At 43.1% G+C, this 25,845-nt stretch carries 24 protein-coding genes, 4 tRNA genes and 3 riboswitches; of the genes, 19 read left to right on the top strand and 9 right to left on the bottom strand.

All coding sequences use genetic code 11. From position 1 onward, the window contains the following. Positions 1 to 52: 52 nt before the first annotated feature. On the bottom strand, positions 53 to 973 hold the full coding sequence (locus tag HMPREF9703_RS08165; protein ID WP_004636972.1) for a hypothetical protein: 921 nt from the start codon (positions 971 to 973) through the stop codon (positions 53 to 55). 179 nt (positions 974 to 1,152) lie between these two features. Here HMPREF9703_RS08165 and HMPREF9703_RS08160 point away from each other — a divergent pair, with 179 nt between their 5' ends. The 3 genes from HMPREF9703_RS08160 (at position 1,153) to HMPREF9703_RS08155 (ending at position 2,560) form a co-directional block, all read left to right on the top strand. Then, positions 1,153 to 1,641, top strand: coding sequence for a type IV toxin-antitoxin system AbiEi family antitoxin domain-containing protein (locus HMPREF9703_RS08160; protein ID WP_004636971.1), 489 nt, complete (start codon positions 1,153 to 1,155; stop codon positions 1,639 to 1,641). Positions 1,642 to 1,655: 14 nt separating this feature from the next. After that, entirely contained in the window at positions 1,656 to 1,790 is a 135-nt protein-coding gene (locus tag HMPREF9703_RS09245) for a hypothetical protein (protein WP_004636970.1), read from the top strand. A gap of 104 nt (positions 1,791 to 1,894) precedes the next feature. Continuing rightward, the gene (locus tag HMPREF9703_RS08155; RefSeq protein WP_004636969.1) at positions 1,895 to 2,560 is read left to right on the top strand and encodes an HD domain-containing protein; all 666 of its coding nucleotides are present in this window, start codon (positions 1,895 to 1,897) and stop codon (positions 2,558 to 2,560) included. A gap of 54 nt (positions 2,561 to 2,614) precedes the next feature. Here the strand turns inward: HMPREF9703_RS08155 and HMPREF9703_RS08150 are convergent, their stop codons facing one another. Continuing rightward, the gene (locus HMPREF9703_RS08150; protein ID WP_004636968.1) at positions 2,615 to 3,907 is read right to left on the bottom strand and encodes an adenylosuccinate synthase; all 1,293 of its coding nucleotides are present in this window, start codon (positions 3,905 to 3,907) and stop codon (positions 2,615 to 2,617) included. A 212-nt stretch (positions 3,908 to 4,119) separates the two neighbouring features. On the opposite strand from HMPREF9703_RS08150, the gene HMPREF9703_RS08145 reads away from it, so the two are divergent. Beyond that, positions 4,120 to 5,457: a hypothetical protein gene (locus HMPREF9703_RS08145; protein ID WP_004636967.1), complete on the top strand. Its 1,338-nt coding sequence runs from the start codon at positions 4,120 to 4,122 to the stop codon at positions 5,455 to 5,457. Between the two features lie 90 nt (positions 5,458 to 5,547). On the opposite strand, the gene HMPREF9703_RS09310 is transcribed toward HMPREF9703_RS08145, so the two are convergent. From HMPREF9703_RS09310 to HMPREF9703_RS08135, 3 genes are all read right to left on the bottom strand, one after another. After that, complete coding sequence (locus HMPREF9703_RS09310) at positions 5,548 to 5,802, bottom strand: helix-turn-helix transcriptional regulator (RefSeq protein WP_370882822.1); 255 nt, start codon at positions 5,800 to 5,802, stop codon at positions 5,548 to 5,550. A gap of 71 nt (positions 5,803 to 5,873) precedes the next feature. Then, on the bottom strand, positions 5,874 to 6,773 hold the full coding sequence (locus tag HMPREF9703_RS08140; protein ID WP_004636966.1) for a M48 family metallopeptidase: 900 nt from the start codon (positions 6,771 to 6,773) through the stop codon (positions 5,874 to 5,876). 19 nt (positions 6,774 to 6,792) lie between these two features. Next, positions 6,793 to 7,350: a LemA family protein gene (locus HMPREF9703_RS08135; RefSeq protein WP_004636965.1), complete on the bottom strand. Its 558-nt coding sequence runs from the start codon at positions 7,348 to 7,350 to the stop codon at positions 6,793 to 6,795. Between the two features lie 218 nt (positions 7,351 to 7,568). Between HMPREF9703_RS08135 and adhE the strand changes: the two genes are divergently transcribed. The 4 genes from adhE to HMPREF9703_RS08115 all read left to right on the top strand — a co-directional run bounded on the left by adhE (position 7,569) and on the right by HMPREF9703_RS08115 (position 14,025). Next, positions 7,569 to 10,205 (top strand): bifunctional acetaldehyde-CoA/alcohol dehydrogenase, encoded by a 2,637-nt coding sequence (gene adhE / locus HMPREF9703_RS08130; protein ID WP_004636964.1) that lies wholly within the window; start codon positions 7,569 to 7,571, stop codon positions 10,203 to 10,205. 186 nt (positions 10,206 to 10,391) lie between these two features. Further along, the gene (gene sppA / locus HMPREF9703_RS08125; RefSeq protein ID WP_004636963.1) at positions 10,392 to 11,429 is read left to right on the top strand and encodes a signal peptide peptidase SppA; all 1,038 of its coding nucleotides are present in this window, start codon (positions 10,392 to 10,394) and stop codon (positions 11,427 to 11,429) included. Then, complete coding sequence (locus HMPREF9703_RS08120) at positions 11,407 to 11,988, top strand: RDD family protein (RefSeq protein WP_004636962.1); 582 nt, start codon at positions 11,407 to 11,409, stop codon at positions 11,986 to 11,988. Before sppA ends, HMPREF9703_RS08120 begins: the two co-directional genes overlap by 23 nt. Positions 11,989 to 12,050: 62 nt before the next feature. Then, a riboswitch (Lysine riboswitch) is annotated at positions 12,051 to 12,215 on the top strand. Positions 12,216 to 12,303: 88 nt separating this feature from the next. Then, the gene (locus tag HMPREF9703_RS08115) at positions 12,304 to 14,025 is read left to right on the top strand and encodes a Na+/H+ antiporter NhaC family protein (protein WP_040377127.1); all 1,722 of its coding nucleotides are present in this window, start codon (positions 12,304 to 12,306) and stop codon (positions 14,023 to 14,025) included. A 93-nt stretch (positions 14,026 to 14,118) separates the two neighbouring features. Here HMPREF9703_RS08115 and HMPREF9703_RS08110 read toward each other — a convergent pair whose 3' ends face one another. Then, positions 14,119 to 14,670 (bottom strand): TIGR01440 family protein, encoded by a 552-nt coding sequence (locus HMPREF9703_RS08110; protein ID WP_004636960.1) that lies wholly within the window; start codon positions 14,668 to 14,670, stop codon positions 14,119 to 14,121. A 34-nt stretch (positions 14,671 to 14,704) separates the two neighbouring features. Then, on the bottom strand, positions 14,705 to 16,294 hold the full coding sequence (gene aspD, locus HMPREF9703_RS08105) for an aspartate 4-decarboxylase (protein WP_004636959.1): 1,590 nt from the start codon (positions 16,292 to 16,294) through the stop codon (positions 14,705 to 14,707). 172 nt (positions 16,295 to 16,466) lie between these two features. Here aspD and HMPREF9703_RS08100 point away from each other — a divergent pair, with 172 nt between their 5' ends. Genes HMPREF9703_RS08100 through HMPREF9703_RS08090 form a run of 3 tightly spaced genes read left to right on the top strand, consistent with a single transcriptional unit; the run spans position 16,467 to position 18,141 of the window. Further along, positions 16,467 to 17,084 carry an NUDIX hydrolase N-terminal domain-containing protein gene (locus tag HMPREF9703_RS08100; RefSeq protein WP_004636958.1) on the top strand — a complete coding sequence of 206 codons (618 nt, stop codon included), beginning with the start codon at positions 16,467 to 16,469 and terminating at the stop codon, positions 17,082 to 17,084. A 33-nt stretch (positions 17,085 to 17,117) separates the two neighbouring features. Then, complete coding sequence (locus tag HMPREF9703_RS08095; RefSeq protein WP_004636957.1) at positions 17,118 to 17,858, top strand: alpha/beta hydrolase; 741 nt, start codon at positions 17,118 to 17,120, stop codon at positions 17,856 to 17,858. A 10-nt stretch (positions 17,859 to 17,868) separates the two neighbouring features. Then, the gene (locus tag HMPREF9703_RS08090) at positions 17,869 to 18,141 is read left to right on the top strand and encodes a GNAT family N-acetyltransferase (protein ID WP_050815210.1); all 273 of its coding nucleotides are present in this window, start codon (positions 17,869 to 17,871) and stop codon (positions 18,139 to 18,141) included. 286 nt (positions 18,142 to 18,427) lie between these two features. On the opposite strand, the gene HMPREF9703_RS08085 is transcribed toward HMPREF9703_RS08090, so the two are convergent. Further along, positions 18,428 to 19,603, bottom strand: coding sequence for a cation:proton antiporter (locus tag HMPREF9703_RS08085; protein WP_004636955.1), 1,176 nt, complete (start codon positions 19,601 to 19,603; stop codon positions 18,428 to 18,430). Positions 19,604 to 19,680: 77 nt separating this feature from the next. Further along, a riboswitch (Fluoride riboswitch) is annotated at positions 19,681 to 19,746 on the bottom strand. Positions 19,747 to 20,091: 345 nt separating this feature from the next. Between HMPREF9703_RS08085 and HMPREF9703_RS08080 the strand changes: the two genes are divergently transcribed. The 7 genes from HMPREF9703_RS08080 (at position 20,092) to HMPREF9703_RS08050 (ending at position 24,550) form a co-directional block, all read left to right on the top strand. After that, a tRNA-Glu gene (locus HMPREF9703_RS08080) sits at positions 20,092 to 20,163 on the top strand. A 5-nt stretch (positions 20,164 to 20,168) separates the two neighbouring features. After that, positions 20,169 to 20,249, top strand: a tRNA-Tyr gene (locus HMPREF9703_RS08075). 6 nt (positions 20,250 to 20,255) lie between these two features. Further along, positions 20,256 to 20,327 (top strand) — tRNA-Gln (locus HMPREF9703_RS08070). Positions 20,328 to 20,452: 125 nt separating this feature from the next. Continuing rightward, positions 20,453 to 21,295, top strand: a complete 843-nt coding sequence (cdaA, locus tag HMPREF9703_RS08065; RefSeq protein WP_004636954.1) for a diadenylate cyclase CdaA — start codon at positions 20,453 to 20,455, stop codon at positions 21,293 to 21,295. Beyond that, positions 21,292 to 22,263 carry a CdaR family protein gene (locus HMPREF9703_RS08060; protein ID WP_004636953.1) on the top strand — a complete coding sequence of 324 codons (972 nt, stop codon included), beginning with the start codon at positions 21,292 to 21,294 and terminating at the stop codon, positions 22,261 to 22,263. Before cdaA ends, HMPREF9703_RS08060 begins: the two co-directional genes overlap by 4 nt. A gap of 33 nt (positions 22,264 to 22,296) precedes the next feature. Further along, positions 22,297 to 23,646: a phosphoglucosamine mutase gene (gene glmM / locus HMPREF9703_RS08055; protein WP_004636952.1), complete on the top strand. Its 1,350-nt coding sequence runs from the start codon at positions 22,297 to 22,299 to the stop codon at positions 23,644 to 23,646. A gap of 115 nt (positions 23,647 to 23,761) precedes the next feature. Beyond that, positions 23,762 to 24,550 carry a DUF975 family protein gene (locus HMPREF9703_RS08050; RefSeq protein ID WP_004636951.1) on the top strand — a complete coding sequence of 263 codons (789 nt, stop codon included), beginning with the start codon at positions 23,762 to 23,764 and terminating at the stop codon, positions 24,548 to 24,550. A gap of 131 nt (positions 24,551 to 24,681) precedes the next feature. Here HMPREF9703_RS08050 and tenA read toward each other — a convergent pair whose 3' ends face one another. After that, on the bottom strand, positions 24,682 to 25,350 hold the full coding sequence (tenA, locus tag HMPREF9703_RS08045; protein ID WP_004636950.1) for a thiaminase II: 669 nt from the start codon (positions 25,348 to 25,350) through the stop codon (positions 24,682 to 24,684). 102 nt (positions 25,351 to 25,452) lie between these two features. Next, positions 25,453 to 25,539: riboswitch (TPP riboswitch) on the bottom strand. Between the two features lie 136 nt (positions 25,540 to 25,675). Between tenA and HMPREF9703_RS08040 the strand changes: the two genes are divergently transcribed. Then, positions 25,676 to 25,748: transfer RNA gene (locus tag HMPREF9703_RS08040), tRNA-Thr, on the top strand. The last annotated feature ends 97 nt before the right edge of the window (positions 25,749 to 25,845 follow it).

Raw genomic sequence — 25,845 nt, 5'->3', positions numbered from 1 at the left:
AGATAGAGAAATCCACAGGTCACAACTGACCTGTGGATTTTTTTAGCGGAAGTTATTCGTGAGTTGGTTGCTCCGTGATGATGTCTTGGTCATAATCGACTAAGAAGTCTTGTTCCCGAGAGAAGTGACGGTAGAAGTCATGGGTAATGATTAACGGATAAATAATGCTGAATAGGAGCTGAATCGTGGTTCCCAGCCAGTAAATGATATGAGTCATCGTAGTCGGTTCACCAGTGCCAATCATGACCTCTTGCAAGGCATAGCGGATACCGAACTGTACGATGAAGAGTACAATATGGAGCTTCGCGAAGACTAACCAGAAATGCCCTTTTGTTGCATAGAAGGTTTCTTTAATGAACTGACCGGTTGAACGCTGGCGGTCATCAGCTGCGACAAAAGGTGTCAGTGTAAATTTCACTGCAATAATGAGGTAGACGATATACAGAACAGCCAAGATAAGCAACAGCAAGCCAATGCGTCCAGCTACTTCAGGAGAGAAGGCATAGTCGAAGCTCTCGGCAGGTCCACCTGATTGTTGCATCATGATAAAGGATAATTCATTGATCACTTCTTTGGTGATTAAGCTGCGTCCGAGGAAGAAGCTAAGAATAATTGCCCCGATTGGAATAAGCAAAATAACGAACCTAGCTAGTAGATGCTGGGCATACTGTGTGAGGGAGAAGTTGGCGAAAATTTCACCAAAATGCCAGCGTGAGGAGGGCTGCTTGTGATCGTTATGCAGCATATAGTTGGCCGTTAAATAGATCAGTGCCTCATTAATCAGCCAAATGAGTAGTGCGCCAATAATGAGGAAACTAACAAGTGCCCACACATTCATCTCCATAATAACGCCAAGGACTACGAATGGATTAGCCATCGCCCACCATGATAGCATCGGGAAAATAATAATCGGAATGAGACGCAAACCCACCATTCCCCAAAACTTCTTGTCTTCTAACATTGTTGTATTCATATTAGACTCCTTTCATTGTCTATGGATTACTATCTTCAGTATGCCGTAAATGAATGGTTATTGCAACTGTAAGCCGTTTCCGTTAGCGGGTTCTTAATGGCATAGCTGGTAGAGCCTTAAGATTGTAGGGATGAAGCCTTGAATGGAATGTGTTATAATGTGGAAAAGAGGTGTTGGGGATGGCTAAACAGATTGTAGAGATCGATTACCAAGATGAAGATTACTTATTGCAGTTAAAGTACCCAGATATGGTCTTTTCAAAAGATACCGCAGTGTATTATCATTTTTTATCTACAATCCTTCCATTTCAATTATATATGGTGTTACCTGAAGATAGTTCAACCGTTATTCAGACAGATTACCCAGTTCGAGTGAATTATTGTAATCTATCAGCTGATGAAATAATGACCGTCAACAGCTCGATGGGATACCCGATTCGAGTAACGTCGCTCGAGCGGACAGTGTATGATACGATGAATGATGAGACAGCGAATTTAGAGATGATTAAAGAGATGCTAGATGAATATGCAGATCGAGATAATCGTAATAAAGAGCAGTTTATTCACTATTTTGGAGCGTTTTATGATCTAAATGATCACTCAGAGAAGGAGCAGTTTTTGACTAAACACGCTGGCTATCGCAAACCTGTAAAATTTAGCATAAATTAAAAGGAGCGAAATAAATGGATGCTAAAGAAGCAAGAAAAGCGATTGAACAAGTATATCAAGAGACTGGTTTTCGGAAAAATCAAGTTCAGAGTTTATTTGCGATGGAACGATTAATATTCGGATTATTAGGAATAATTAAAAGCTTTTAGCCAATAGGTGCTGGAAGCTTTTTGTTCGTCTTGATGTGGGTGAATGGTCGGTGGTATAATGGTTGGAAATAGATAATGTTCAGTGAGAAGGAGAGATGATAACGATGGGGATGCATGCGTATTTTAAGAGTTTGACTGATTTGGAGAAGATTTATCGGTGTCCGGGGAAGTTCAAGTTTGAGGAGCATTCGGTGGCGGAGCATTCATTCAAGGTGACGAAGATTGCGCAGTTCTTGGGGACCGTTGAGGAACAAGAAGGTACCGAGGTGAATTGGAAGTTATTGTATGAGAAGGCACTGAATCACGATTATCCGGAGATTTTTATCGGGGATATCAAGACGCCGGTGAAGTATGCGGATCCGAAGTTGCGCGAGAAGTTGGGACAGGTCGAGGAGCGGATGACGTTTAACTTTATTGAAGAAGAGATTCCTGAGCGCTTCCAGGCGGTGTATAAGGACCGCTTGAAGGAAGGGAAGGATGAGACGCTGGAAGGGAAGATCTTGTCAGTGGCGGATAAGGTGGACCAGTTGTATGAGTCATTCGGCGAGATTCAGAAGGGAAATCCGGAAGAGTTGTTTACGGAGATTTATGAGGATTCGTTGCGGATTATTCTGGATTTCCAAGAGTTAGCTAGTGTGCGCTATTTTATCGATTCGATCTTGCCTGATCTGTTGGCCGGAACGTTCACGAATCAAGAGAAGTTGAAGAAAATATCGGATGCGATGTTGGCGGCTAGTCGTCAAGAACAAGCATCAGCAACTGAGAAATAGAAAAAAGGACGTCTCATAAGGAGGCGTCCTTTTTTGGTCAAGCAAGTAGTTAGATTATCCGTTCCAGATGTCTTGTAAGATGATGGTTTGCTCGCGGTCAGGGCCGACTGAGACTGTTGCGATCGGGGCACCGACAAGTTCGCTGATGCGTTCGACGTAGCGCTTGGCATTGTCTGGTAAGTTGTCGTATTCGCGAATGCCGGTAATATCTTCATCCCAGCCAGGGAGTTCTTCATAGACTGGTTCCATCTTGCTGAGCTCTTCTAAGCTCGCTGGATAGTGAGTGATGATGTCGCTAGCTGGTGTCTGGTAGCCGGTACAGATTTTGACCGTCTCTAAACCACTCAAGACGTCAATACTGTTGAGTGATAGCTTGGTAATACCAGAGACACGGCAAGAGTGGGCCATCACGACGCTATCGAACCATCCTACACGACGAGGACGTCCGGTGGTTGTGCCGTATTCACGGCCGACTTCACGAATTTGGTCGCCGATTTCATCGAAAAGTTCAGTTGGGTAAGGCCCTTCACCAACGCGAGAAGTGTACGCCTTGCAGACCCCGATGACGGCATCGATCTTGGTTGGGCCGACACCAGTTCCGGTTGTGACGCCACCCGCGACGGGGTTAGAAGAGGTGACGAACGGATAAGTTCCGTGGTCGATGTCGAGTAAGTTTCCTTGTGCTCCTTCGAAGAGGACGCGTTCGCCTTGATCGATGGCCTGGTTCAAGATAACGGATGTATCCGTCACGTATGGTTTTAATTGTTGGCCGTATGCATAGTATTCTTCGAAGATCGCCTCGAAGTCAAGTGGCTGTTCATCGTAGACTTTAGTTAAGATGGCGTTTTTGAATTCTAAGGTGTGTGCTAGTTTTTCGCGGAAGATCTCTTTGTCCAATAAGTCACACATGCGGATGCCGATGCGAGCCATCTTGTCGCTATAGCACGGGCCGATTCCTTTATTTGTCGTACCAATTTTTTGGTCACCTTTTGATTGTTCTTGTAACTTATCGAAGGCGATGTGATAGGGCAAGATGATGTGTGCGCGTGATGAGATGCGCAAGTTATCGGTTTGGACGCCTTTTTCTTCGATTTCGGCAAGTTCTGAGATCAGTGACTTCGGATTGACGACGACACCGTTTCCGATGATGCTTATTTTGTCGGAAGAGAAGATTCCGGATGGCACGAGATGCAGGCCGAACTTCTGATTGTCGAACTGAATCGTATGTCCTGCATTATCTCCACCTTGATAGCGGGCAATCACCTGTGCATCTTTGCTGAGAAAGTTGGTGATTTTCCCTTTTCCTTCGTCTCCCCATTGTGTACCAACAACAACTATTGCTGTCATTATTTACATACCCCTTTGCTTCCTGATATTTTTTCCTCATCTATTATAGTCCAAATGGCGAAAGATTGCAGGGAATGTGTGAGGAATTTGCTAAATTGTAATCAATAATTAATATTGAGCTCTCATTCTGTTATTAGTTGGTAATATTCGTGTGCTATACTGGACCTGAATTGGCGTGAGAGTGGAGGACTAACCCATGCTGGAGGGGAAAAATGATAAAACGAGCTAAAAATTTATTCATAATAATGTTGAGTATGCTCATGATGGGTGGCACGATGCAAGTTGAAGAAGAACATGTGCTCGCTCAGGATGGTCAGACGCAAGAACAGGATACTAGCAGTGACCAATCCCAGTCAGCAACTCGAGAGAATGAACGTAATCAAGCGAAAGAGTCAGGTGAATCGGAGCAAACCCGGGACCAATCCTCGGATGATCATGCGGGCGATCACCAGACAACGCCAGAATCTTCAGAAAACCAACCGGACGAATCAGAAGCTGATACGACAGATGGCCCATCATCTGCTGATTTCGAAGCGCATCAAGCTAGTGCACGTCATATGTTGAATAGTCGCCTGGGTCAATTGACATCATCTCAGCACGAACAGCTTCTCAGTCGGATCAATGCGGCCAAAACAGTGAATGAATTAGACAGTATTCTGGCCGATATGACCGCGCTTATTAATCGAAGAAAAGATACCGACACGACTTCCCCGACGCCACCTACAGCAGGAGAAGGACAGCCAGGTTCATCCCCGACGCGTCGACCAGAACAGGAGAATGAATCGAATCAGCCGGCTGCAGCTGATCAGGAAGCTGAACAAGGCACGCAACCGGATAAACCAGCTAGGGAGAAAGATTCCACCTCAGACCAACAAGAATCTCTAGCGGAAGCCAAGAAGAAAACTGACCAAATTCTAAAGCGGTATAAAGGAAAAATATCAACAGACTTATATAATGAATACGAGCAAAAATTCAAAGCGGCTCACTCAACCCAAGAGATCAATCAGCACGTACAAGGCTTTATCGAACAAGTGCGCAAGCGGGGACCGAAGACGGGGCAGAGTTTGCCAGCAGTAGTGGATGTGCTAAGTGATGATGACTCCCAAGAGCCCTCTCATTCAGAGCAAGCATCGGAGCAAGAGCAGGCATCTTCTGATAGAGAAGATCCACAAGATCTCTTCTTTAAGCAGCGATTGATTGCCTTAATTGAGCAGTCTAATCACTCCGATCATATTAAGCAACGTCTGCGCGATATTGTCTTAGAAGGCAATGATGTGGCGATTGCCGAGATTTTTATCGAATATCCAGACTTGCGAGAGGCTGGGGAAGAAGAGAAATTATTAAACATTGATCAGTATTCCACAACGGATGAGGAATTATTAGAAGATATTGTAGAAAGCTTAGAAACTTTACGTGTCTCTGGCGTGGAAGCTAGTCGTCAGGAAGCAGCAGTGACAAGTGGTGATGGACTGCCCTGGTTCGTCGTGGTGGCTGTTGTTGCGCTAAGCTCAGGAGCTGGGGCATGGGTTTATTATGAAAGGTTTATATAGAAGATAAAAAACGAGTATCAGCGATTATGCGGGTACTCGTTTTTTTGATAGCGAATGGTGGGGCTGTTCTGTTCTCATGAAGGGCGGATGTTACAAGGAGGTCGATTGGACGTGCTGTTTGCGGTAGTGACTCGGTGATTGGCCGATGAATTCTTTAAAGCGTTGTGAGAAGAAGGATTGTGACGAAAAACCGGTAAAACGAGCAATCTCTGTAATCGAATAGTTGGTGCTCTCTAATAGAATCTTAGCATTCTCGATACGTTGGGTGTTCAGATAGTCAATGGGAGACTGACCGATCTCTTCCTTGAATGAATGAGAGATATAATACTTGCTGAGATGGCTGATATCGGCTAATGTTTGGAGCGTAATATTACCGCTAAATAAATAGCGGTAACATCGGATATATTTGTTTACACTTATAAGTTACGTAAGGCTTTGATACGATTTTCCGTACTGGGGTGAGTGCTCCAGATCGAGTCACCTGAGTTTTTAAAGGGGTTGAAAAAGTACATTGCACTCATAGCAGAGTCAGCTTGTTGGCTCGGTTCCATCCCACTAATTTTCTCTAAGGCGCTAGCGAGTGCTTCGGGATTGCGCGTCATCTCTGCTGCACTGGCATCAGCTAAGTATTCGCGCTTGCGGGAGACCCACATTTGCATAAATTTGCTGAAAATATTCCCAAACACGACGATAATGAGCCCCACTAAGAAGCCGATCATAGCAGCATTTCCTTCTGAATCACTGTTGCGTCGGCGTCCTCGTGAGCTAAACATGCCGGAACGGTATAAGACGTGACCAATCATGACGAGAATACTACCGAGTGCAAAGGCGGTGACTTTTAATCGTGAATCGTAGTTCTTGATATGGGCGATTTCGTGAGCGATAACGCCTTCCATCTCTGCTCGATTCAGTCGGTTCATTAAGCCGGTGGTAACAGCTACACTGGCTGACTTGGGCGACATCCCCACAGCAAAAGCGTTTGGTTGCTGGTCCTTAACAATATAGACATCTGGTTCTGGTAATTGTTCCATCATGGCTAGCTGGCTAACAATATTGTAGACTTGTTGCTCGTCGACGTTGCGTGCGCTATTTTTGTCAATTCGTCGCGCGTTGGTCATGCGCAACATCGATCCTGAAGCACTACTCATAGAGATCAAGATATAGACGGTTCCGATCCCAACGCCTAAGACAGCACCGGTAAGGAAATCGCCGACAAAATAATAGCCGGCAAATGAAGCAACTGCTATAACGACGGCAGCAAAGATAATAATGATAATAGCCGTACGTATTTTATTTTTTCGAATTTGTTCGTACATGCATAATCACCTCAACTACTTAAAATTGAACGTTCGGAACATTGCGTGCTTCTTGTGGTGCTTCGTGATAAGTCATTGGCTTGAAGTTGAAGAGACTGGCAATAAAGTTCTGTGGGACAGTCTCCAAGGATTGATTGTACTGCATAACAGCTCGGTTATAAGATTGACGTGAGCCAGAGATCCGGTTTTCGGTATTGGTTAATTCTTCTTGAAGTTGTAAGAAGTTCTGGTTGGCCTTCAAGTCAGGATAGCTCTCAGAGACTGCTAGTAAGCGACCGAGTGCGCCACTTAATTCATCTGATTTTGCTAATTTTTCTTTGTTCGATGCACTGTCAGGCAAGTGAATGAGCTGTTGACGCGCTTTTGTCACAGATTCCAGTAATTCTTTTTCATGTGCAGCATATCCTTTAACTGTGTTTACTAAGTTCGGGACGAGATCATTTCGTCGTTGGAGTTCGACATCGATTTGGGCGAACATTTGCTCCGCTGCATTGCGCTTACGCACCAATCCGTTGTAGAGGCCGAACAAGCCTAATATAATCACTAAGATAATTCCTAATATAATCCATGTATTCATATAAAACACTCCTTCAATTCGTTAGTACTCACATTATAACACTAATATAGGAGAAAAACGACCGCTTGCGTTCCGCCTTAAGACTGATTTTTTGGAAGCGTTACGTGAGAAATCTATCATTGAAAACGTGTTATTGTGAAATTAATAACATTATTATTTACAATTGAAAGGAAATGAATTAAGATATAGGTGAGTTAAGATAAATAGGAGGAATTATCATGGGAGATATTGTGAAAGAACAAACAAATAAACCATCAGAAGTGGATCAGTTAGTGGCAAGAGGGCAAGAAGCACTCGCAGCTTTTGGTCACTTCGATCAAGATCAAATTAATTATATTGTGAAAAAGGCATCCGTGGCAGCACTAGATCAGCATGGTCACTTGGCAAAATTGGCAGTGGACGAAACGGGACGAGGCGTCTTTGAAGATAAAGCAACGAAAAACTTGTTCGCTTGTGAGCATGTCGTCAATCATATGCGTCATGAAAAGACAGTCGGGATTATTCGCGAAGATGATGTACAGGGATTGACGTATATTGCTGAACCGGTGGGCGTTGTCTGTGGGATTACACCAACAACGAACCCAACCTCAACAACTATCTTTAAAGCATTAATTGCCTTGAAGACACGTAACCCGATTATCTTTGCCTTCCACCCGGGAGCACAGCAATCTTCAGCAGCAGCAGCACAAGTCGTCTATGATGCAGCAGTAAAAGCAGGTGCACCGAAGCACTGTGTTCAATGGATTACACAACCTTCAATGGAAGCTACGAATGCCTTAATGAACCATGAAGGAATTGCGACAATTTTGGCGACTGGTGGGAATGCCATGGTAAAAGCGGCTTACTCATGTGGAAAACCGGCACTCGGCGTTGGAGCGGGGAATGTCCCAGCATACATCGAAAAAACAGCTGATGTTCCACAAGCCGTTCATGATATTGTGATGAGTAAATCGTTCGACAACGGAATGGTCTGTGCATCTGAACAAGCGGCAATTATTGATGAAGCGATCTATGACCAGACCATAGCTGAATTCAAGAGCTATCATACGTATCTCGTTACCCCAGAAGAGAAAGCCTTGTTAGAAGAGTTCTGCTTCGGCGCAAAAGCAAACAGTAAAAATTGTAGCGAAGCCAAGTTGAATAGTGACATTGTGGGACGTTCAGCTAGTTGGATTGCTGAACAAGCTGGATTCAGTGTCCCAGAAGGAACAAATATTCTGGCAGCAGAAGTCTCAGAAGTAGGCCCTAATGAGCCACTAACCCGTGAAAAATTATCACCGGTCTTGGCTGTATTGAAAGCTAAATCAACGGATCAAGGGATCGAGTTAGCGAAGCAAATGGTGGAATTCCACGGGCTTGGTCACTCAGCAGCTATTCACACCGCTAGCGAAGAACTGGCTCAAGCATACGGCCAAAAAATTAAAGCGATGCGTTTAATCTGGAACTCACCATCTACTTTTGGTGGAATCGGGAATGTATATAATGCCTTCGTTCCATCTCTAACATTAGGTTGTGGGTCATACGGGAAGAACTCAGTGGGTGGAAACGTGAGCACAGAACATCTCTTAAATATTAAAAAAGTAGGAAGAAGGAAAAATAATATGCAGTGGTTCAAGGTGCCACCAAAAATTTACTTCGAACGCGATTCGATTCAATATTTGAAGTCAATGAAAGATGTTGAAAAAGTGATGATTGTAACTGACGAAACGATGGTAAAACTAGGCTTCTTGCACCGCGTGATTGAACAGTTGCACCGTCGTCGGAACAAGGTAACTTACCAAGTCTTTACTGATGTGGAGCCGGACCCAGATATTACAACGGTCGAAAAAGGAACCGAAATTATGAAGAGCTTCGAGCCAGATACCATTATTGCGCTCGGTGGGGGATCAGTTATGGATGCAGCGAAAGTGATGTGGCTTTACTATGAACAGCCAAGTGTCGATTTCCGCGATTTAGTCCAAAAATTTATGGATATTCGTAAACGTGCGTTCCGCTTTCCTGAATTAGGTAAAATTGCGAAATTCGTCGCGATTCCAACAACTTCCGGAACGGGTTCAGAAGTGACACCATTTGCTGTTATCTCAGATAAGAAGCATAACCGCAAATACCCAATTGCCGACTATTCATTGACACCGACTGTTGCGATTGCTGATCCAGCGTTTGTCGATACAGTCCCTGCTGAAGTAACAGCTGATACGGGAATGGACGTACTGACTCACGCAGTAGAAGCGTTCACCTCCACGATGGCGAATGATTATACGGACGGTCTTGCGCTACAAGCGATCAAGATGACGTTCCAATACTTGGAAGAATCTGTCAAGACAGCTGATCCAGTTGCGCGCGAGAAGATGCACAATGCCTCAACCATTGCGGGAATGGCCTTCGCTAATGCATTCTTAGGGATGTCACACTCCATGGCGCACAAAGTTGGCGCATTCTTCCATACCGTTCACGGCCGTACCAATGCCATCTTATTGCCATATGTTGTTCGCTATAACGGTACACGTCCAGCTAAGACATCTACCTGGCCGAAGTATGACCATTACAAAGCAGACAAAAAATTCCAAGAAATTGCGCAAGCATTAGGCCTCCCTGCTTCAACACCAGAAGAAGGTGTCGCTTCATTTGCGACAGCAGTTTATGAATTAGGGGAAAAAGTCGGTATCCAAATGAACTTAAAAGCACAAGGGATTGATAAGGATGAGTATCTAGCAAAAGTAGACGAAATTGCTTACTTAGCCTATGAAGACCAATGTTCACCGGCTAACCCACGTCTGCCACTGGTCGATGATATGAAAGAAATCTTAATTGATGCCTACGAGGGCTATAAAGCTCAACCGGGTCGAATTAAATAATAGTGTCCGCTAACGATTAAAAAAGAAGAACCTGTTTTCTCCTGCCCAACTTATCTGCACTATCAGAGATAAGTCGGGCAGGAGTTTTTTAGCAGAGATGTTTTGAATAAAATGGGTATTGGTAGATAAGGGAGGATTATTATTGTTATAATGAAGTCAACATATATAGAAAGGATTTGGTCATACGTGAATAAAAAACGATGGCTCATTGTGGGAATTGCCGTGATACTAGTGGTGGTATCGGGTGTTTCGTCTATTGGGTTAACAAATGATAATGAGACAGAGCAAGTCAGTAACTTAGGAGGGTCGAACCCCTTAGCTATGTTGTTAGGAGAAGAAGAGCTCTCCGAAGAGGTGCTTGAAGAAGGCTCTAAGAATGAGCGTATTCTTGTCGTGCCGATTGAAGGGGTGATTGGACCAGCTGATCCGCAGTATAATCATGAATTGATCTTAGCAGCGGCGGATGAAGTGGAAGAAGATGAGTCGATTAAAGCTGTTGTGCTGAAGGTGAATTCTGGTGGAGGTGCGGTCTATCAGACACGCGAGGTGTATGACCGTTACATGCAATTGAAAGAAGCGGTGGATGTTCCGATTTATTCATCGATTGACATGGTAGGCGCAAGCGGTGCTTACTACATGTCGATGGTGGCTGATGAAGTATATGCGGGACCAGAGACTATCGTGGGATCGATCGGGGTTATTACAAGCGTGACTGAATTCAGTGACTTAATGGAAGAATATGGCATCACCCAAGAAACATTCACGTCCGGTGAGTTCAAAGATACCCGAAGTAATTCACGAAAGATGACAGATGCCGAGCGTGAGATGATTCAGTCACAAATCGATGCATCATATGATGTGTTCGTCGATGTCGTCGATCAAGGACGTCCTAACTTAGACCGTGCGCAAGTGACAGAGTTGGCAGATGGGCGTATTTTCTCTGGTCGCGAAGCAGTTGAGAATGGCTTAGTCGATAAAGAAGGCTACTTCCGTGATGTGATTGAAGCAGTGAAGGTTGCTCAAGAGATTGACGGAGCTGAAGTGTTCCAATATGAACAAACAGGCAATCCATTCCAAAACTTATTTAACGGCTTGCCATTTATGCAAGTAGAGACTACCCCAGATGTGAAACAAATGATGAAAGATATTGAAGATATGCAGGGCATGTACTTGGAATACCGTTGGAAAGGAGCCGGCCGTTATGAACAAAACACCGCAAAATAAAACGGCCGAAAGTGAACGCAAGCTGGCCTGCAGACAAGCGCAACTGCGAGACATCGAAACATATAATGCGCCCAAAAAACTCTTTGGCGGCTTCTGGATTCGCTTAGCAGCTTTCTTAGTTGATCGTGTGATGATTCAGGCACTGACAGCGATTCTATTGAACTTGACGGTATATCGTATTTGGTCGACAAGTGTGTCCGATTCATTCGGGGTAACGCTGATCGAGCTCGTTATATTTGTGGGATATTTCTTCTTAATGACGTATTGGCTGGATGGGCAGACACCTGGGAAGTTGTTATTCCGTTTACGAGTCATGTCTTTGCAAGACGCTGAGCTGTCGAAGCAGACGATTTTTTATCGCGAATTGTTGGGAAAAGTCTTGTTCTTCTACCATCCATGGCTGGCGATTATTCTGGTATTTACCTTCAAGCGCCAGCACATCATTGATATTTTGGCGGATACAACAGTTGTGAACGAAGGGATGATTGCAGCCTTTGATCAGTATGAAGGCTCACTTGGAAAAGTTGAGGTGGCTCACACAGTTCATACGGCTCAATAGATCATTTTTTGGAAAATAGCTTGAAATATAAAATGTATTCGTGTAGAATACTAAACAGTTAAATAAAAAACAGAGGCGCGAAAACGATGAGTCATTATCTGGAGGCTGACACCCGAAGAACGATAATAAAAGGCGAATTCGCCGAAGGACAGCTGTGTTGGAAGTTGATCCTGGGTCATGGTTGAATAAATCATGGACTGTCACGTTAGTGGAGTACTGTCTTAATGAACTGCGGAGGAATCTGGGGCGTACTGTCTTGGATTCCTTTTTTTGTTAAGGAAGGCTCTCACAATGACAATTTTAGGAGGAATTATTGTGGGACAGAGAAGATGGAGTAGACGATTGATATTAGGGATAAGTGCGGTAGTTATACTGCTCGGGGCGAATCCCGTCTTGGCAGCTGAAGCTGAAGCACAAACGGTGGGGATGAATTTAGGCTGGTGGACATTATTGCCTCCCGCATTGGCAATTATACTTGCCTTTACGACAAAAGATGTGATTTTATCACTCTTCATCGGCGTATTCAGCGGAGCATATATTATGCAGTTGGGGAGTGGAGTGAGTGCACTTACAGGAGTAGCTAAGGCTTTTGCGAGTGTGGTGGGTTACTTTATTAGCTCGTTAGCCGATCCATGGAATGCTGGGGTATTACTTCAAGTCATGACGATTGGGGGATTGATTGCTTTAGTCGCCAAAACAGGTGGGGCGATGGCGGTGGCTGAGCGGTTGTCGAAGTATGCTAAAGGTCCAATTAGTACTCAAATCATTACTTGGTTGTTAGGAATGGCTATTTTCTTTGACGATTATGCGAATGCCTTAACGATTGGACCCATTATGCGTCCGGTATCTGATAATATGGGGATTTCGCGCGAGCGCTTAGCCTTTGTGATTGATGCGACAGCTGCGCCAGTGACCGGGATTGCTTTGATTTCGACGTGGGTAGGTTATGAGATTAGTTTGATTAGTGGCGCACTGGATGCAATCGGTGTGGAGATGAATGCTTACAGTTTTTTCTTAGATACGTTGCCGTACCGGTTCTATAACATTTTTATGTTGTTGTTTGTTTTTGTGACCTCAGTGACATTGCGCGAGTTTGGTCCAATGAAACAAGCCCAACTCCGAGCGAAACGGACGGGAGACTTAATTCATCCAGACTCGAGTAAAGCAGAAGGCGCAACAGAACATGAACATGCTGAAGGTGGGACGATTTGGAATGCGCTAATTCCGATTGGGGCACTTATCGTTTTCAGTTTTATTGGGTTTTACGTGGATGGTCGTCAGACAATTCTTGCTGAGGGAGCAGCGGAGGCGATTCGGGTGATGGAGACAGCGCCCTTCTCGTTTACAGCGATTCGAGAAACATTCGGAGCATCTGATGCGTCAGTCGTCTTATTTCAAGCTTCATTGTTAGCTAGTATTATTGCATTAGTGATGGGGATGACGCAAGGTCGCTTTGGCATCACAGAAGGAATCGAGCATTGGTTCGAAGGGATGAAGAGCTTACTGTCAACAGGCGGGGTCTTGTTGTTAGCTTGGTCACTGTCTTCCATGATGAAAGCAATGGGAACAGCTGATTTCTTGGTCTCGGCGCTACAAGGGAATATTCATCCCTTGTTGTTACCCAGTTTAATTTTTGTGTTTGGAGCGGTGATATCTTTTGCAACAGGGACATCTTTTGGGACGATGGGTATTTTGATGCCACTTGCTATTCCATTAGCTGAAGCATTGGATCCAGGCAATATGCAGCTCGTTACTGTGGTGTCAGCGGCGGTCTTAGCTGGTGCGATTATGGGTGATCATTCGTCTCCGATCTCAGATACAACGATTTTATCAGCGATGGGAGCGGGGTCGGACTTAATTGATCATGTGCGGACGCAGATGCCGTATGCCTTAACAGTTGGCGCTATTTCGGTAGCACTGGGCTATATTCCTGCTGCCTATGGTATATCTCCATGGGTCTTGATTCCGGTAGGCTTCATGGTGCTAGCTGGTATTGTCTACTTCTTCGGCCAACGTATTGATACATCGGTTGAATAGACATCATTGAAATAATGTGAATAATAATAACCCCCTTACTTTTGGGCGACGCGTCGTGCAAAAAGTAAGGGGGTTTTTGATAAGGTTGTTTGTTTAGTTATCATAGTGGGCACGATTGCCGCCGATTAGTTTCGGACGGGAAGCGAGTCCGAAAACGGGAGCATGACCGAGTTGTTTAGGTGTCAGATGTTTGGGAACTTGGACATGCTTGATATGCATGCCGATTGCAGTTTGGCCGATATCAAGTCCGCAGTCAGCTTCAATTGCTTCGACAACGACTGGGTTTTTGAAGAGGTCATAAGCAGCTGTCGCAACCCCACCGCCAGCAGTGAGAATGGGAACAACGCTAACAAGCGGTAAGTTGAATTGTTCTGCAACGGTTGCTTCCACGACGAGCGCACGGTTCAAGTGTTCGCAACATTGGACGGCTAAGGCAATATCGCGTTCGGCTAAGAATGCCTGGGTTGTCTGGACGATTTGTTGTCCGATCGCTAAGCTAGTCTGTTGACCGATCGCTTCGCCGATAATCGTACTGGTTGAACAGCCTAAAACAAATAGACGCGGTGAGCGTTCGTTTGGTTTGAAGCGGGAGAATAAGTCAGCTAGGATATGGGTTAAGTCATCCGATAGATGTGATAATGACATAGATAGAACTCCTTTCATGCGAGTTAAAGAGGGGTTAAGCGAATTGATTACCATACCATTCTTGGAAGAGCCGTGTCATCAATTGGGTGATACGCAAGCCAATTTCAGCATATTTCGGTGTGTCTAAGTTAGCTAGCGAGATACGAACTGTCCATTCACTGGAACCAAATGCTTCAGCCTTCAAGAGGTTGACCCGTTCTTCTTGGGCTAAGCGTGAGACGATTTCTGTCATTGTAAATGTGTCAATGATATAATCACGGAACTCTTCACCGAAGCGCTTCGTGAGCCACCAATCGAAGTTGATTTCACAATAATAGGCGGTGTTCAAGGATTCAAGCGGATACGTTAAACCGAGCGATTCATATAAGAGATTGCCACGCTTACGGCAGAGGGACATCACATCATTCTTAAAATTATCTCCTTCATCCAGCAACGCATAGAGACTGAAAATCGTCATCATTGCCTGTTGGGGTGCTGATAGACCAGCTGTATGATTAAGCGCGACTAAGCGACTATCAGCGACCATCCGATCGATGAAGCGAATATTTTTGGGCGTAGAATCGATAATGTGATAGCGACTATCGATCTTCTCATCAACGGGTCCATTCAATTCTTGCAACTTCTTATCAAAAATATTATCCTTCGCCACTGAGATTGTGCCAATGCGCCAACCTGTTGCTCCGAAGTACTTGGAATAAGAATAGATACAGACTGTATTATACGGGATTTCGGTAAAGAGAGAATGAAACTCCTTCAAGAAGGTGCCGTATACGTCATCAGAGATAATCATTAATTCTGGATTATCTTCTTCAATAATGGCCTTAAGCTGGGTAATAGACTCATCATTAATCGCGGTTGCAGTTGGATTACTCGGATTGACAACGAAGACCGCTTTAATATCGGGCGAGCGTAGCTTGTCCAGTTCTTCTTTCGGGAACTGGTAACTTACCTTGCCGTCATAATCCATACTCTTTGAGCGGACATATTCAACATCGAACTGATATTCTGGTAAGTCCGGAATTTCCAAATAAGGCGCAAACGTTGGCGTCATCATCGCAATCTTATCACCCGGCTCGAGCAAGTGATTGCTAATAAACGAATTAAACGTATAGACAATTCCCGCCGTACCGCCTTCAACAGCAAAAATATCGAACGGCACACTGCGATCGTCGAATAATTTTTGTTGCAAATATTGCTTAATCGGATGCTCGCAACCAGGCAAAACGCGCTCTGGATGCGGATAGTTATCCCCAATCAGATAATCCAACATATACGTCAACCATTCACTCGCGGGCATCCCCAAGACATCAGCACTTGCATTCCAAATTTTTCGCAATAAGGTCGCTCCCAGTGATTCCTTTGGCTTCAGGAACTCATCGAAACGCTTATCCCGACCAATTGTATTCATACTCTTCGAGCCTAAACGGTCCCGCCCGTGAATATACGTCTCTTGGGTCGCAAATTGTCCCAATAAAAAGTAAGCTTCACGCGGAATGGGTGCCGTCCAGTTGGGATTACCCCGTCCGGCATTGAGCCATTCCTTGCTTGCCTGCTCACTATTGTGCAGATCTTCCAAATATAAACTTAACTCGAATGGACTTAATTGTTCCAGATTCTTTTTCATATAAGTTCCTCTCCCTTAGTGAAAACGCCCTCGCTATCTTCATTATAATAAATATTACGCGAAAATATAACCCCTAATTTTAGATTCAGCGCTTTTCTTATGATAAAGTCATTATTCGTGATAAAATAGATTTGTTGAAAAAATGAACTTACGATGGAGAGGTTAGGAAGCAATGACAAATGAACAAAAGTGGCAATTGTACAAGCGCTTAGTGTCGGTAGCGGATGCGGGATTATATTATGGTCAAGATGCTTTTGATCATGAGCGTTACCAAGAAATAAAAGAGATTGCTCTCGAGCTGTTAGCGGACTTGACAGATACGTCAACAGAACAGCTAGCTGTCCTCTTCGGGCAAGAAGCAGGTTATCCGACACCAAAAGTGGATGTTCGCGCTTTTATTGAGCGAGAGGGACAGGTACTGTTGGTTCAAGATAAGCACACAGCAGAATGGTCCCTGCCAGGCGGTTATGCGGAAGTAGGGCTATCGCCTACCGCTAATATTGTCAAAGAAGTTAAGGAAGAGACGGGCTTAGACGTGGTTGAGACCCAATTGCGTGCGGTTTATGATACGAATTTGCGCGAGGATATTATTCAGCCATTTCAATATTATAAGTTTATATTTGCTTGTGAGGTGGTTGGAGAGATCCGACAGAACTTCGAGACTGATAAGGAAGTGCAGGCCGTTCGTTATTTTTCAAGGGAAGATTTACCAGTACTGTCACAAGTGCGAACGACTGAAGCTCAATTGCAACAATTATTTAAGCATGAACCGGCGATTTATGTTGAGTAGTGAGTTGAGTAATGAATGGAAGGAGATGATAGGATGACTGTTTTGACCGGAGCGATTGATTCCAAACATCTAGCGCGAAAAATTAGTTTTACAGCAATTATTCCGATAGACCGACCGCGTTCGATGCCATTGCGGACGCTGTATTTACTGAACGGTTGGGGAGAGAACCATGATTCCTGGCTACATTATACGACGATTACTCGCCTGGCTGAGAAGTTTCAGCTAGCGGTGATCGTGCCGGATGGAGCGAATAGTTTTTACCTCGATCATGCGAGCGGTGACGCGTATGGGAAGTTTTACGGACAAGAACTAGTCGAAAAAACACGCCAACTATTTCCGTTATCGGACAAGCGCGAAGATACCTTTATTGGCGGGCTCTCGATGGGAGGTTACGGTGCTTTGCGGCTGGGCTATCATTATCAAGATACCTTTAGCAAGGTGATGTCATTTTCTGGACGTATCTTAACATCAAGCGATAAATTGCGTGATAATGGTATTGATCAACGCTTGCGTCATTATTTAGAGGTGGATTCATTCGAGCAGCTACCAGCTGAAGTGGATATTTACCAAGTAATCAAGCAAGCTGATCGGGATGAGACCGAGTTGTTGTTGACGTGCGGAACTGAAGACTTCTTATTTGCCGAAAATCAGACATTACACGAATGGCTCAGCGATCAAGGGATCAAACACACTTTCCGCAGTGAAGCAGGCAGTCATACGTGGCCATATTGGGAAGAGATACTGGAACCAGCGATTCGTTGGTTACGATCATAGGAGGAGAATAATGATGGAATTTAAACGAAAAGATAATATGATTTATTTAGATATAGATGGACAAGACCTTGCGTATATTAAGTTTGCTTACCACGATGATTATATTGAAGCGTACAGTACATTTGTAGATACTTCATTACGTGGGCAAGGCGTTGCCCAAAAATTAGTGGATGCACTTGTTGCCGTAGCAAAAGAAGAAAACAAGCGGATTAATCCAACTTGTTCATACGTTGTAAACTTATTTGAGAAAAAACCCGAAAAGTACAGTGATATTCAGTACTAAAACAAATAAACATGATGAGTTGTATAATTAAATTGATGTGACCCTCAAAAGTTGGAGTTTTGAATAGTGACGATTAGGTACATAATTGAGTGGCTTGTTTCCGATAATTAACCGGAGATAAGCCACTCAATTTTACTTTTATCCAATCGTTAAGGATTCAATTAATTTATTTAACAGACGTCATCAGCAATTAATGAATAGTAATTTTAGGAAACACCATCTCAGTCAATAGATAATATTATGAGAGTGGATTGCCAATTAAATAAAAAAGTATTATTCGCACTTATTAAGCTAACAACCTATCTCCCGTTGCTTTAATTAAAATAGCACCTAATGGAGCAGTTAAAACGATAGATAAAACAGCTAAGGATAAAATTAAATCACCTGATTCAACCCCCATTGCTAAAGGAACTGCTCCGATAGCTGCTTGAACAGTAGCCTTTGGAATATAGGCGATTATAGAAAATAATTTTTCCTTCTTATTTAATTCTGTTCCGATTAAAGACAAGAGGACGCCTGTACTTCTAGCCAATAAACCAATTCCAATAAGTATAATGCCTTTCAAACCTGCATCAAGGGCTAATCCTATATTAACCTGAGCGCCAACTAAAACAAATAATAATACTTGAGCAAAGATCCAAACTTCGTTAAATGTAGACGCCAGCTGTTTCCCCACAGCTGGCATTTTTTCAAAGAGAATAAAGCCAATAGCCATAACTCCTAATAGACCAGCAATTTCTATTTTGGTTTCGATTGCTTTTTCGAAAGTAGTCAATAATATGGCTGCACTCAAAACAAAGAGCATTTTTTGAGTGCTTGGGATATCGAAGCGTTGAAAGACTTTGATAAGTATCCAACCAAACATTAATCCAATGATAACTCCCAATATAATGGATAAAGGAATTGTAAATATTTCTGTCCCAATGTTGACATCACCACCCCCATAAATCCCTAGAAAAGCAGAAAAGATAGTAACCGCAAAAACATCATCAATTGAAGCGCCAGCTAAAATTAAAGTCGGGATATTTTTTTCTTGACCACACCCACGATCTATTAAATCAAGCATCGCTGGAACAATTACGGCTGGTGACACAGCAGCAATAATGAATCCGAGAATTCCTCCTTGAATAAAGGAAAAATCAAAAAGTTGTACAGACAGAAAAGCAATCGTTAACCCTTCTAAAATCCCTGGAATAAAGCTTAATTTAATTGCTGGTTTTCCTACTTTTTTAATAACTTTTTTCTCTATTCCGAGTCCTGCCCTTAAAAGAATAACAATTAAGGCAATATTTCTAAGGTCACTAGAAGTCCTTAGAATATCCTCACTCAATAATGAAAATCCATAGGGACCGATTAATCCTCCTACAATGATCATACCTAGCAAACCTGGTAATTTTATTCTCTCAAATAAAGCTCCAGATAAAAGCCCTAATAATGCAATTAATGCGAAACTTGTTGCCATAATTTCTATCTCCTTTAATAAAAACACCTATTAGATAAAATGAATGATGTAGAATCAAAAAAAATTCTCATTCATTTTATCTAATAGGTGTCATCAACTATTAACCAATAGCATTTATAGGGAACACCATCCCTGTATTTTCATTTTAACAGATTACCTATTAGAAATCCAAAATATAATGGATTTTATTCTATCCTAATTAATTAACCGTATGTATCGAGCCTGCTTAGATGGGTTATCCCAGAAGAATGTTCTCTATTAGCCCATCAGCCGGATTAAAAATGATTTTTTCGATGGTTGCCCTTGAGGGGTGAATCCCCCCACATTTAACTAATCGTAAGCGTACTTATTGAATCGTATGTTTTGTTGCATTTAATTTGACAATGGAGGGGTGTAAAAAAAATATAAAAAAATTGAATTTCCTCTTGACTTTTTATCATGCTATTTATATAATAGTATTTGTGTTAAGAAATATTACATTTCTTCAAGGCCCCTTGGTCAAGTGGTTAAGACATCGCCCTTTCACGGCGGTATCACGGGTTCGAATCCCGTAGGGGTCATATATGGAGGGATAGCGAAGTGGCCAAACGCAGCGGACTGTAAATCCGTTCCTTCGGGTTCGAAGGTTCAAATCCTTCTCCCTCCATCATATTGGGCTATGGCCAAGCGGTAAGGCAACGGTTTTTGGTACCGTCATTCCCAGGTTCGAATCCTGGTAGCCCAGTTATTGTCCATGTGCAGTTGCACATGGTTTTTTTGTTTTAGAAAGAAAAACATGACCGGAAACATTTTGGAACGACTCAAGGTGTGGTATAATGAAGATAACTACGTGCATATGGGGGTGCCGACATGCAAATTGATTTGAGTTGGGAAGCATTATTGTCGTTAGGGACAGTGAGCAGTCTGATCGATATTGTCATTGTGTCATTTATTATTTATCAATTAATTAAGATTGTTCGTGGAACGCGCATTAATGAACTTCTCAATGGTATTTTTATTGTTCTATCGGTGAAGGTGATCAGTTCTGTTTTTAATTTACATACGACCGAATATTTGATTGATTTTGTCATTCAATGGTCAGCCTTAGCGTTAATTATCATTTTCCAGCCTGAACTACGGCGAGGTTTGGAGCATTTAGGTCGTGGTTCTGTCTTTGCGAAGAAGAAAAAAGCGGATCCGGCCCATGAGATGATTGAAGCCTTGAAAAAATCGATTACATACATGAGTAAACGGCGGATTGGGGCGCTAATTTCCATTGAGATGGAAACCGGTCTGGATGAATATGTGGGGACGGGAATTCGGATGAATTCAGAAATTTCGTCGGAATTAGTGACGAATATTTTTATTCCAAATACACCACTTCATGACGGGGCCGTTATTATCCAGAATTTCAAAATTTCATCGGCTGCAAGCTATTTGCCACTATCGGAGAGTTCAGCGATTCCCAAAGAATTTGGAACGCGACACCGAGCGGCAATTGGTTTGTCTGAAGTGAGTGATGCGATTACGTTGATTGTCTCAGAAGAAACCGGCAATATTAGTTTATCGCACTTAGGTAACTTAAAAAATGATCTGACTATCGATGAGTTGGTGGAGTACTTGGATCAGGAATTAATTGTTGATGAGGACGAAGCAACAAGTGTTATTGATCGACTTTATCAATGGGTGATGAAGGGAGTGCGTGGTGAATGAAATGGAACTTTGATAACCCAATGTTAACGAAGATTCTATCCGTCATTATTGCGATTTTTCTCTTTATGTTTGTCTCTTACGAAGGGAAAAGCCACACTGATAATGTGATGTCTGGTTCATCTAGCCATTCAGTAACAGAAGTATTGACCAATATTCCGGTAGAAGTCGATATTGATAATGAAAAATATTTCGCCACTGGAATTCCCAATGCCGTCTCAATCCGCCTTGATGGTCCGCAATCTGTTATTACACAGACCGTCGTGACGCAGAATTTCACGGTGAAGACACCGGATTTAACTGAATTAGGAGTCGGGACGCATAAGATCGAACTATTCGCAGAAGGGTTTTCAGAAGAATTAAACTATAACCTCAGCCCGGCTGTGGCAACCATTCGTGTGGAAGAGAAGTTGAGTCAACAATATGATGTAGATGTGAACTTTGACCGCGATGAATATGTGGCACGAGGGTATGATGTCGAAGGAATTGATCTCTCAGAAAAACAAGTTACTATTTCTGGGGCGGAGAGTACTTTAAGCAATATTCACGAAGTTAAGGCGATTATCCAACCGAACCAGACCAATATCACTTCGAGCTTCAATGTGGAAGCCCGTGTCGTGGTCTTGAATAAGGCGGGTGAACCACTTAATGTGAATGTCTCGCCGTCTACGGTGGATGCGAGTGTCAACATTACTAGTCGCAAGAAAGAAGTTGCCATCAACTTAGAACAAACGGGCAAAATTGATCCCCGATTTGATTATAATATTAGTCTCGCGACGAATGAATTACCAACATTAGAAGTATCCGGGGATTATGATAAGATCGCCGCGATGGAAGAGATTGATGTGGATGTCGACTTGTCAGGGATTACTGAATCAACGACACGAGAAGTGCCGATCGTTATGCCAGATGGAGTCGATGAGATGAGTCGTAATAAAGTCAATGTCAAAATTAACGTTCAGCGAAAATAATGAGTAGTATGGAACATAAAGGAGTATAAAATTATGGGTAAGTATTTTGGAACAGATGGTGTTAGAGGAATTGCGAATCAGGAACTCACACCAGAATTAGCCTTCAAGTTAGGACGATTCGGAGCTATTGTCTTAGCTAATCATGCAAAGCGTGAGGTGCCTCATGTCTTAATTGGACGCGATACACGTGTGAGTGGTCGCATGTTGGAGTATGCTTTAATTTCAGGATTATTATCAGCCGGCGCAGAAGTGATGCGTCTCGGTGTGATTACGACGCCAGGTGTTTCATATCTAACGAAGCAACAAAATGCAACAGCTGGTATTATGATTTCTGCTTCACACAACCCAGCCCGCGATAATGGAATCAAGTTCTTCGGCTCAGATGGATTCAAGCTATCAGATGAGCAAGAAGCAGAGATCGAAGCGTTAATCGATGAAGCCAATGATCCACACAAGCGTCCATCCGCAGAAGGTTTAGGCGTATCGGAGGAATTCAAGGAAGGTGCCTTGAAGTATATTCAATTCTTGACGCAGACTATTTCAGGTGATTTATCGGGGCTAAAAGTAGCTTTAGATGGTGCGAATGGGGCAGCGAGTCCATTGTTGAACCGCCTATTTGCTGATTTAGAGACGGACTTCGAAGTTATGGGGGCTTCACCGAACGGGATTAATATTAATGATGGCGTCGGTAGTACCCACCCTGAGAAATTAGCTGAGTTTGTCCAAGAGACGGGTTCTGATGTCGGCTTAGCTTTTGATGGCGATGGCGATCGCTTAATTGCGATTGATGAGAACGGTGAAATCATTGACGGAGATAAGATCTTATTTATCTGTGGAAAATACTTAGCTGATCAAGGTCGCTTGAAGCAAGGTACCATTGTCTCGACTGTTATGAGCAATATTGGTTTTTATAAAGCGATTGAAGAACATGATATTCAGTCAGTTAAGACACAAGTCGGTGACCGTTTCGTTGTGGAAGAGATGCGCAAGAATGGCTACAACTTAGGTGGAGAACAATCGGGTCACATTATCTTCCTCGATCATCATACGACAGGTGATGGCTTACTGTCAGGGATTCAGCTCCTTAATGTGATGAAGAAAACCGGCCGACCATTATCTGAATTAGCCGCTGAAGTGACTACCTATCCGCAACGCTTAGTGAATATCGAAGTGGTGGACAAGAAGGAAGCCTTGAATAACGAAGCGATCCAACAAGTGATTGAAGCAGTTGAAGAAGAGATGGCTGGCAACGGACGCATATTGGTACGCCCAAGTGGAACCGAACCGCTCCTTCGTGTGATGGCTGAAGCTCCAACGCAAGAAGAAGTAGATGCATACTGTGAACGTATTGCAGAAGTTGTCCGTCAAGAAGTCGGAAAATAAAGCCAACTCCTAATAGATTAAAGCATAAAGTCATTAATTGAAAAATTGGTGCTTTGATTATTGAAATAACTATATCTTTGTTATAATTGAGATAAATATTAAGGAAGGTGATTTGATGTCATTTTTTACAGAAGATTATCTCGAAGGGGCAGGTGCGATTAAGCGCGAAGCAAAGGCACAACTGTCCGGTAACTGGAAGTCAATGATGTTACTTAGCTTAGTTCCTACATTGTTCTCGATTGTTGTTGTATGGCTTTTTTCTGGATCTTTTGCGGTTGGTTTTTTGGGTGATCAGTTACAACTGGTTGACCCCAATCAATTGACTCAGAATAGCGGATGGGAAATTAACTTGTACGTGACAACAGTGAATAATGGCCGACTCATTCAGTGGGCCGTGCAAGCCTTCTTCGCGCTCATAACGGTGGGGATTATCTATACGATGATTGACTATATTCGCGAAGATTACCAAGTTCGTCCGCTTGAAGATGCTTTTAGTGCGTTTACAAGTGGTTATGGTTGGAAGCTGTTTTTAGTCTTCTTACTGAAGACAGTCTATACTATATTGTGGACCTTCGTGCTTATCATTCCCGGTATTATTAAGGGCTATTCTTACTCACAAGCTTACAATATTTACCGCGATGCGCAGGAGAACGGGCATGATATATCGGTTAATGATGCGATTACAGCTAGTCGAGAAATGATGGATGGGCACAAATTTGATTTGTTTGCTTTGCAGATCAGTTTTGTTGGATGGTATATTCTATCGCTCTTCCTGTTGGGGATTCCATTGCTTTGGGTCATTCCGTATGTCAACATGTCCACGGCTGTCTTCTATGAGAACATCTCAATGGACTATCTAGCGGAAAAATATAACATTCACCCACACGTGTCAGAGACAATTTAATATCATACTAAAAAAGCCCAGCTGGTGATAGTTGGGCTTTTTTTGTGGAAAAAGGCATCAAAAAGGAGTGATGCCTTCTCGATGAATCCTATATGTGGATAGAATTTGTGGATAGCGTTTAAGGGAATTGTTTAATCCACTGTCCAATTGTTGTGCGTATAAGCATCGTCCCAGAAGAGGAATTCATAATACGTACTCTGAGCGAAGATGTGAAGTAATTTTTGAATTTCTGCTTCTGTTTTGTCTTCAGCCAAGTCATTCATAATGGACTTGAACTTCTCAACAACAGCAGAGAATCCAGGATCAGCGTAAGTTTTGATCCAACGTGCGTACAATTCGTTATCAGTGCCTTCTTCAAGTAAGTGCTGGCCGATTTGTTCATAGAGCCAATAGCAGGGCAATAAGCAAGCAACCGTCTTGGCTGGATCACCCGTCTGAGCTTGAATCTTCAAGTGGTTCATATAAGCATACGCATTCGGACTCGGAATATAATTCGCTAAGTCTTCATCAGTAATATTCAGATCGGTGATGAACGAATCATGCAGTGACAGCTCATCTTGAATCGTACTTACAACCCCCTCTGAGAAAGCCAGTGCCAACTGCTTATCCTCCGTATGGTAAGCTGCTAGTGAATGCGCCGCGGCAAATCCTTCCAAATAATACGCATCCTGAATGACATAGAACTTGAACGTCTCCTGATCGAGCGAGCCATCAACTAACCCACGGACGAATGGATGAGTAAAGCTTGCCTGCCACGTCTCCTGCACATATTCATAAGCGCTATCGGTAAATGTTGTCATAAACAAACATCCTTTCTTAGATAAATAGTTATCACTTTAAGGATGAGACTGAAAAAAGCCCTTACCCAAAAGTAAGTGCTCGAAAAAATGACGGCCAGTCTCTCTTGATGCAATCACTTTCCCTTCGCAAGCACTAACTTGACAGGTTCAATGGGTCTCTCTCAGCATAACGCACCCCAAAATGATCTCTCTAATTCCAACCTAACTATATCATAAGTCCCAACAGAATAAAATAAATTTGATTATTATTCCGGAAGAATTCAAGGCGATATCTTGCATTCTCGGACCAAACATGATACAATATTACTGTTGTGAGGTTAATAATGCCGACATAGCTCAGTAGGTAGAGCGCATCCATGGTAAGGATGAGGTCACGGGTTCAAATCCCGTTGTTGGCTTACAAAATAGGAGTGGCTCATTTAGGAGTGGCTCATTTAGGAGTGGCTCATTTAGGAGTGGCTCATTTAGGAGTGGCTCATTTAGGAGTGGCTCATT

Origin of the sequence: Dolosigranulum pigrum ATCC 51524 (assembly GCF_000245815.1) — a bacterium.
In the GTDB taxonomy this organism is placed as follows: domain Bacteria; phylum Bacillota; class Bacilli; order Lactobacillales; family Carnobacteriaceae_A; genus Dolosigranulum; species Dolosigranulum pigrum.
Note: the sequence above shows the minus strand (reverse complement) of the source record. Positions and strands in the feature narration are given on the sequence as shown.

Coding starts and splice junctions, on each gene's coding strand:
- HMPREF9703_RS08090 (WP_050815210.1), top strand. CDS start 17,869: ATGATGGAATTTAAACGAAAAGATAATATGATTTATTTAGATATAGAT.
- HMPREF9703_RS08150 (WP_004636968.1), bottom strand. CDS start 3,907: ATGACAGCAATAGTTGTTGTTGGTACACAATGGGGAGACGAAGGAAAA.
- HMPREF9703_RS08095 (WP_004636957.1), top strand. CDS start 17,118: ATGACTGTTTTGACCGGAGCGATTGATTCCAAACATCTAGCGCGAAAA.
- HMPREF9703_RS08160 (WP_004636971.1), top strand. CDS start 1,153: ATGGCTAAACAGATTGTAGAGATCGATTACCAAGATGAAGATTACTTA.
- HMPREF9703_RS08135 (WP_004636965.1), bottom strand. CDS start 7,350: ATGAATACATGGATTATATTAGGAATTATCTTAGTGATTATATTAGGC.
- HMPREF9703_RS08110 (WP_004636960.1), bottom strand. CDS start 14,670: ATGTCATTATCACATCTATCGGATGACTTAACCCATATCCTAGCTGAC.
- HMPREF9703_RS08100 (WP_004636958.1), top strand. CDS start 16,467: ATGACAAATGAACAAAAGTGGCAATTGTACAAGCGCTTAGTGTCGGTA.
- HMPREF9703_RS08140 (WP_004636966.1), bottom strand. CDS start 6,773: ATGTACGAACAAATTCGAAAAAATAAAATACGTACGGCTATTATCATT.
- HMPREF9703_RS08120 (WP_004636962.1), top strand. CDS start 11,407: ATGAACAAAACACCGCAAAATAAAACGGCCGAAAGTGAACGCAAGCTG.
- HMPREF9703_RS09245 (WP_004636970.1), top strand. CDS start 1,656: ATGGATGCTAAAGAAGCAAGAAAAGCGATTGAACAAGTATATCAAGAG.
- tenA (WP_004636950.1), bottom strand. CDS start 25,350: ATGACAACATTTACCGATAGCGCTTATGAATATGTGCAGGAGACGTGG.
- aspD (WP_004636959.1), bottom strand. CDS start 16,294: ATGAAAAAGAATCTGGAACAATTAAGTCCATTCGAGTTAAGTTTATAT.
- HMPREF9703_RS08145 (WP_004636967.1), top strand. CDS start 4,120: ATGATAAAACGAGCTAAAAATTTATTCATAATAATGTTGAGTATGCTC.
- cdaA (WP_004636954.1), top strand. CDS start 20,453: ATGCAAATTGATTTGAGTTGGGAAGCATTATTGTCGTTAGGGACAGTG.
- adhE (WP_004636964.1), top strand. CDS start 7,569: ATGGGAGATATTGTGAAAGAACAAACAAATAAACCATCAGAAGTGGAT.
- HMPREF9703_RS08085 (WP_004636955.1), bottom strand. CDS start 19,603: ATGGCAACAAGTTTCGCATTAATTGCATTATTAGGGCTTTTATCTGGA.
- HMPREF9703_RS08050 (WP_004636951.1), top strand. CDS start 23,762: ATGTCATTTTTTACAGAAGATTATCTCGAAGGGGCAGGTGCGATTAAG.
- HMPREF9703_RS08155 (WP_004636969.1), top strand. CDS start 1,895: ATGGGGATGCATGCGTATTTTAAGAGTTTGACTGATTTGGAGAAGATT.
- glmM (WP_004636952.1), top strand. CDS start 22,297: ATGGGTAAGTATTTTGGAACAGATGGTGTTAGAGGAATTGCGAATCAG.
- HMPREF9703_RS08060 (WP_004636953.1), top strand. CDS start 21,292: ATGAAATGGAACTTTGATAACCCAATGTTAACGAAGATTCTATCCGTC.
- HMPREF9703_RS08165 (WP_004636972.1), bottom strand. CDS start 973: ATGAATACAACAATGTTAGAAGACAAGAAGTTTTGGGGAATGGTGGGT.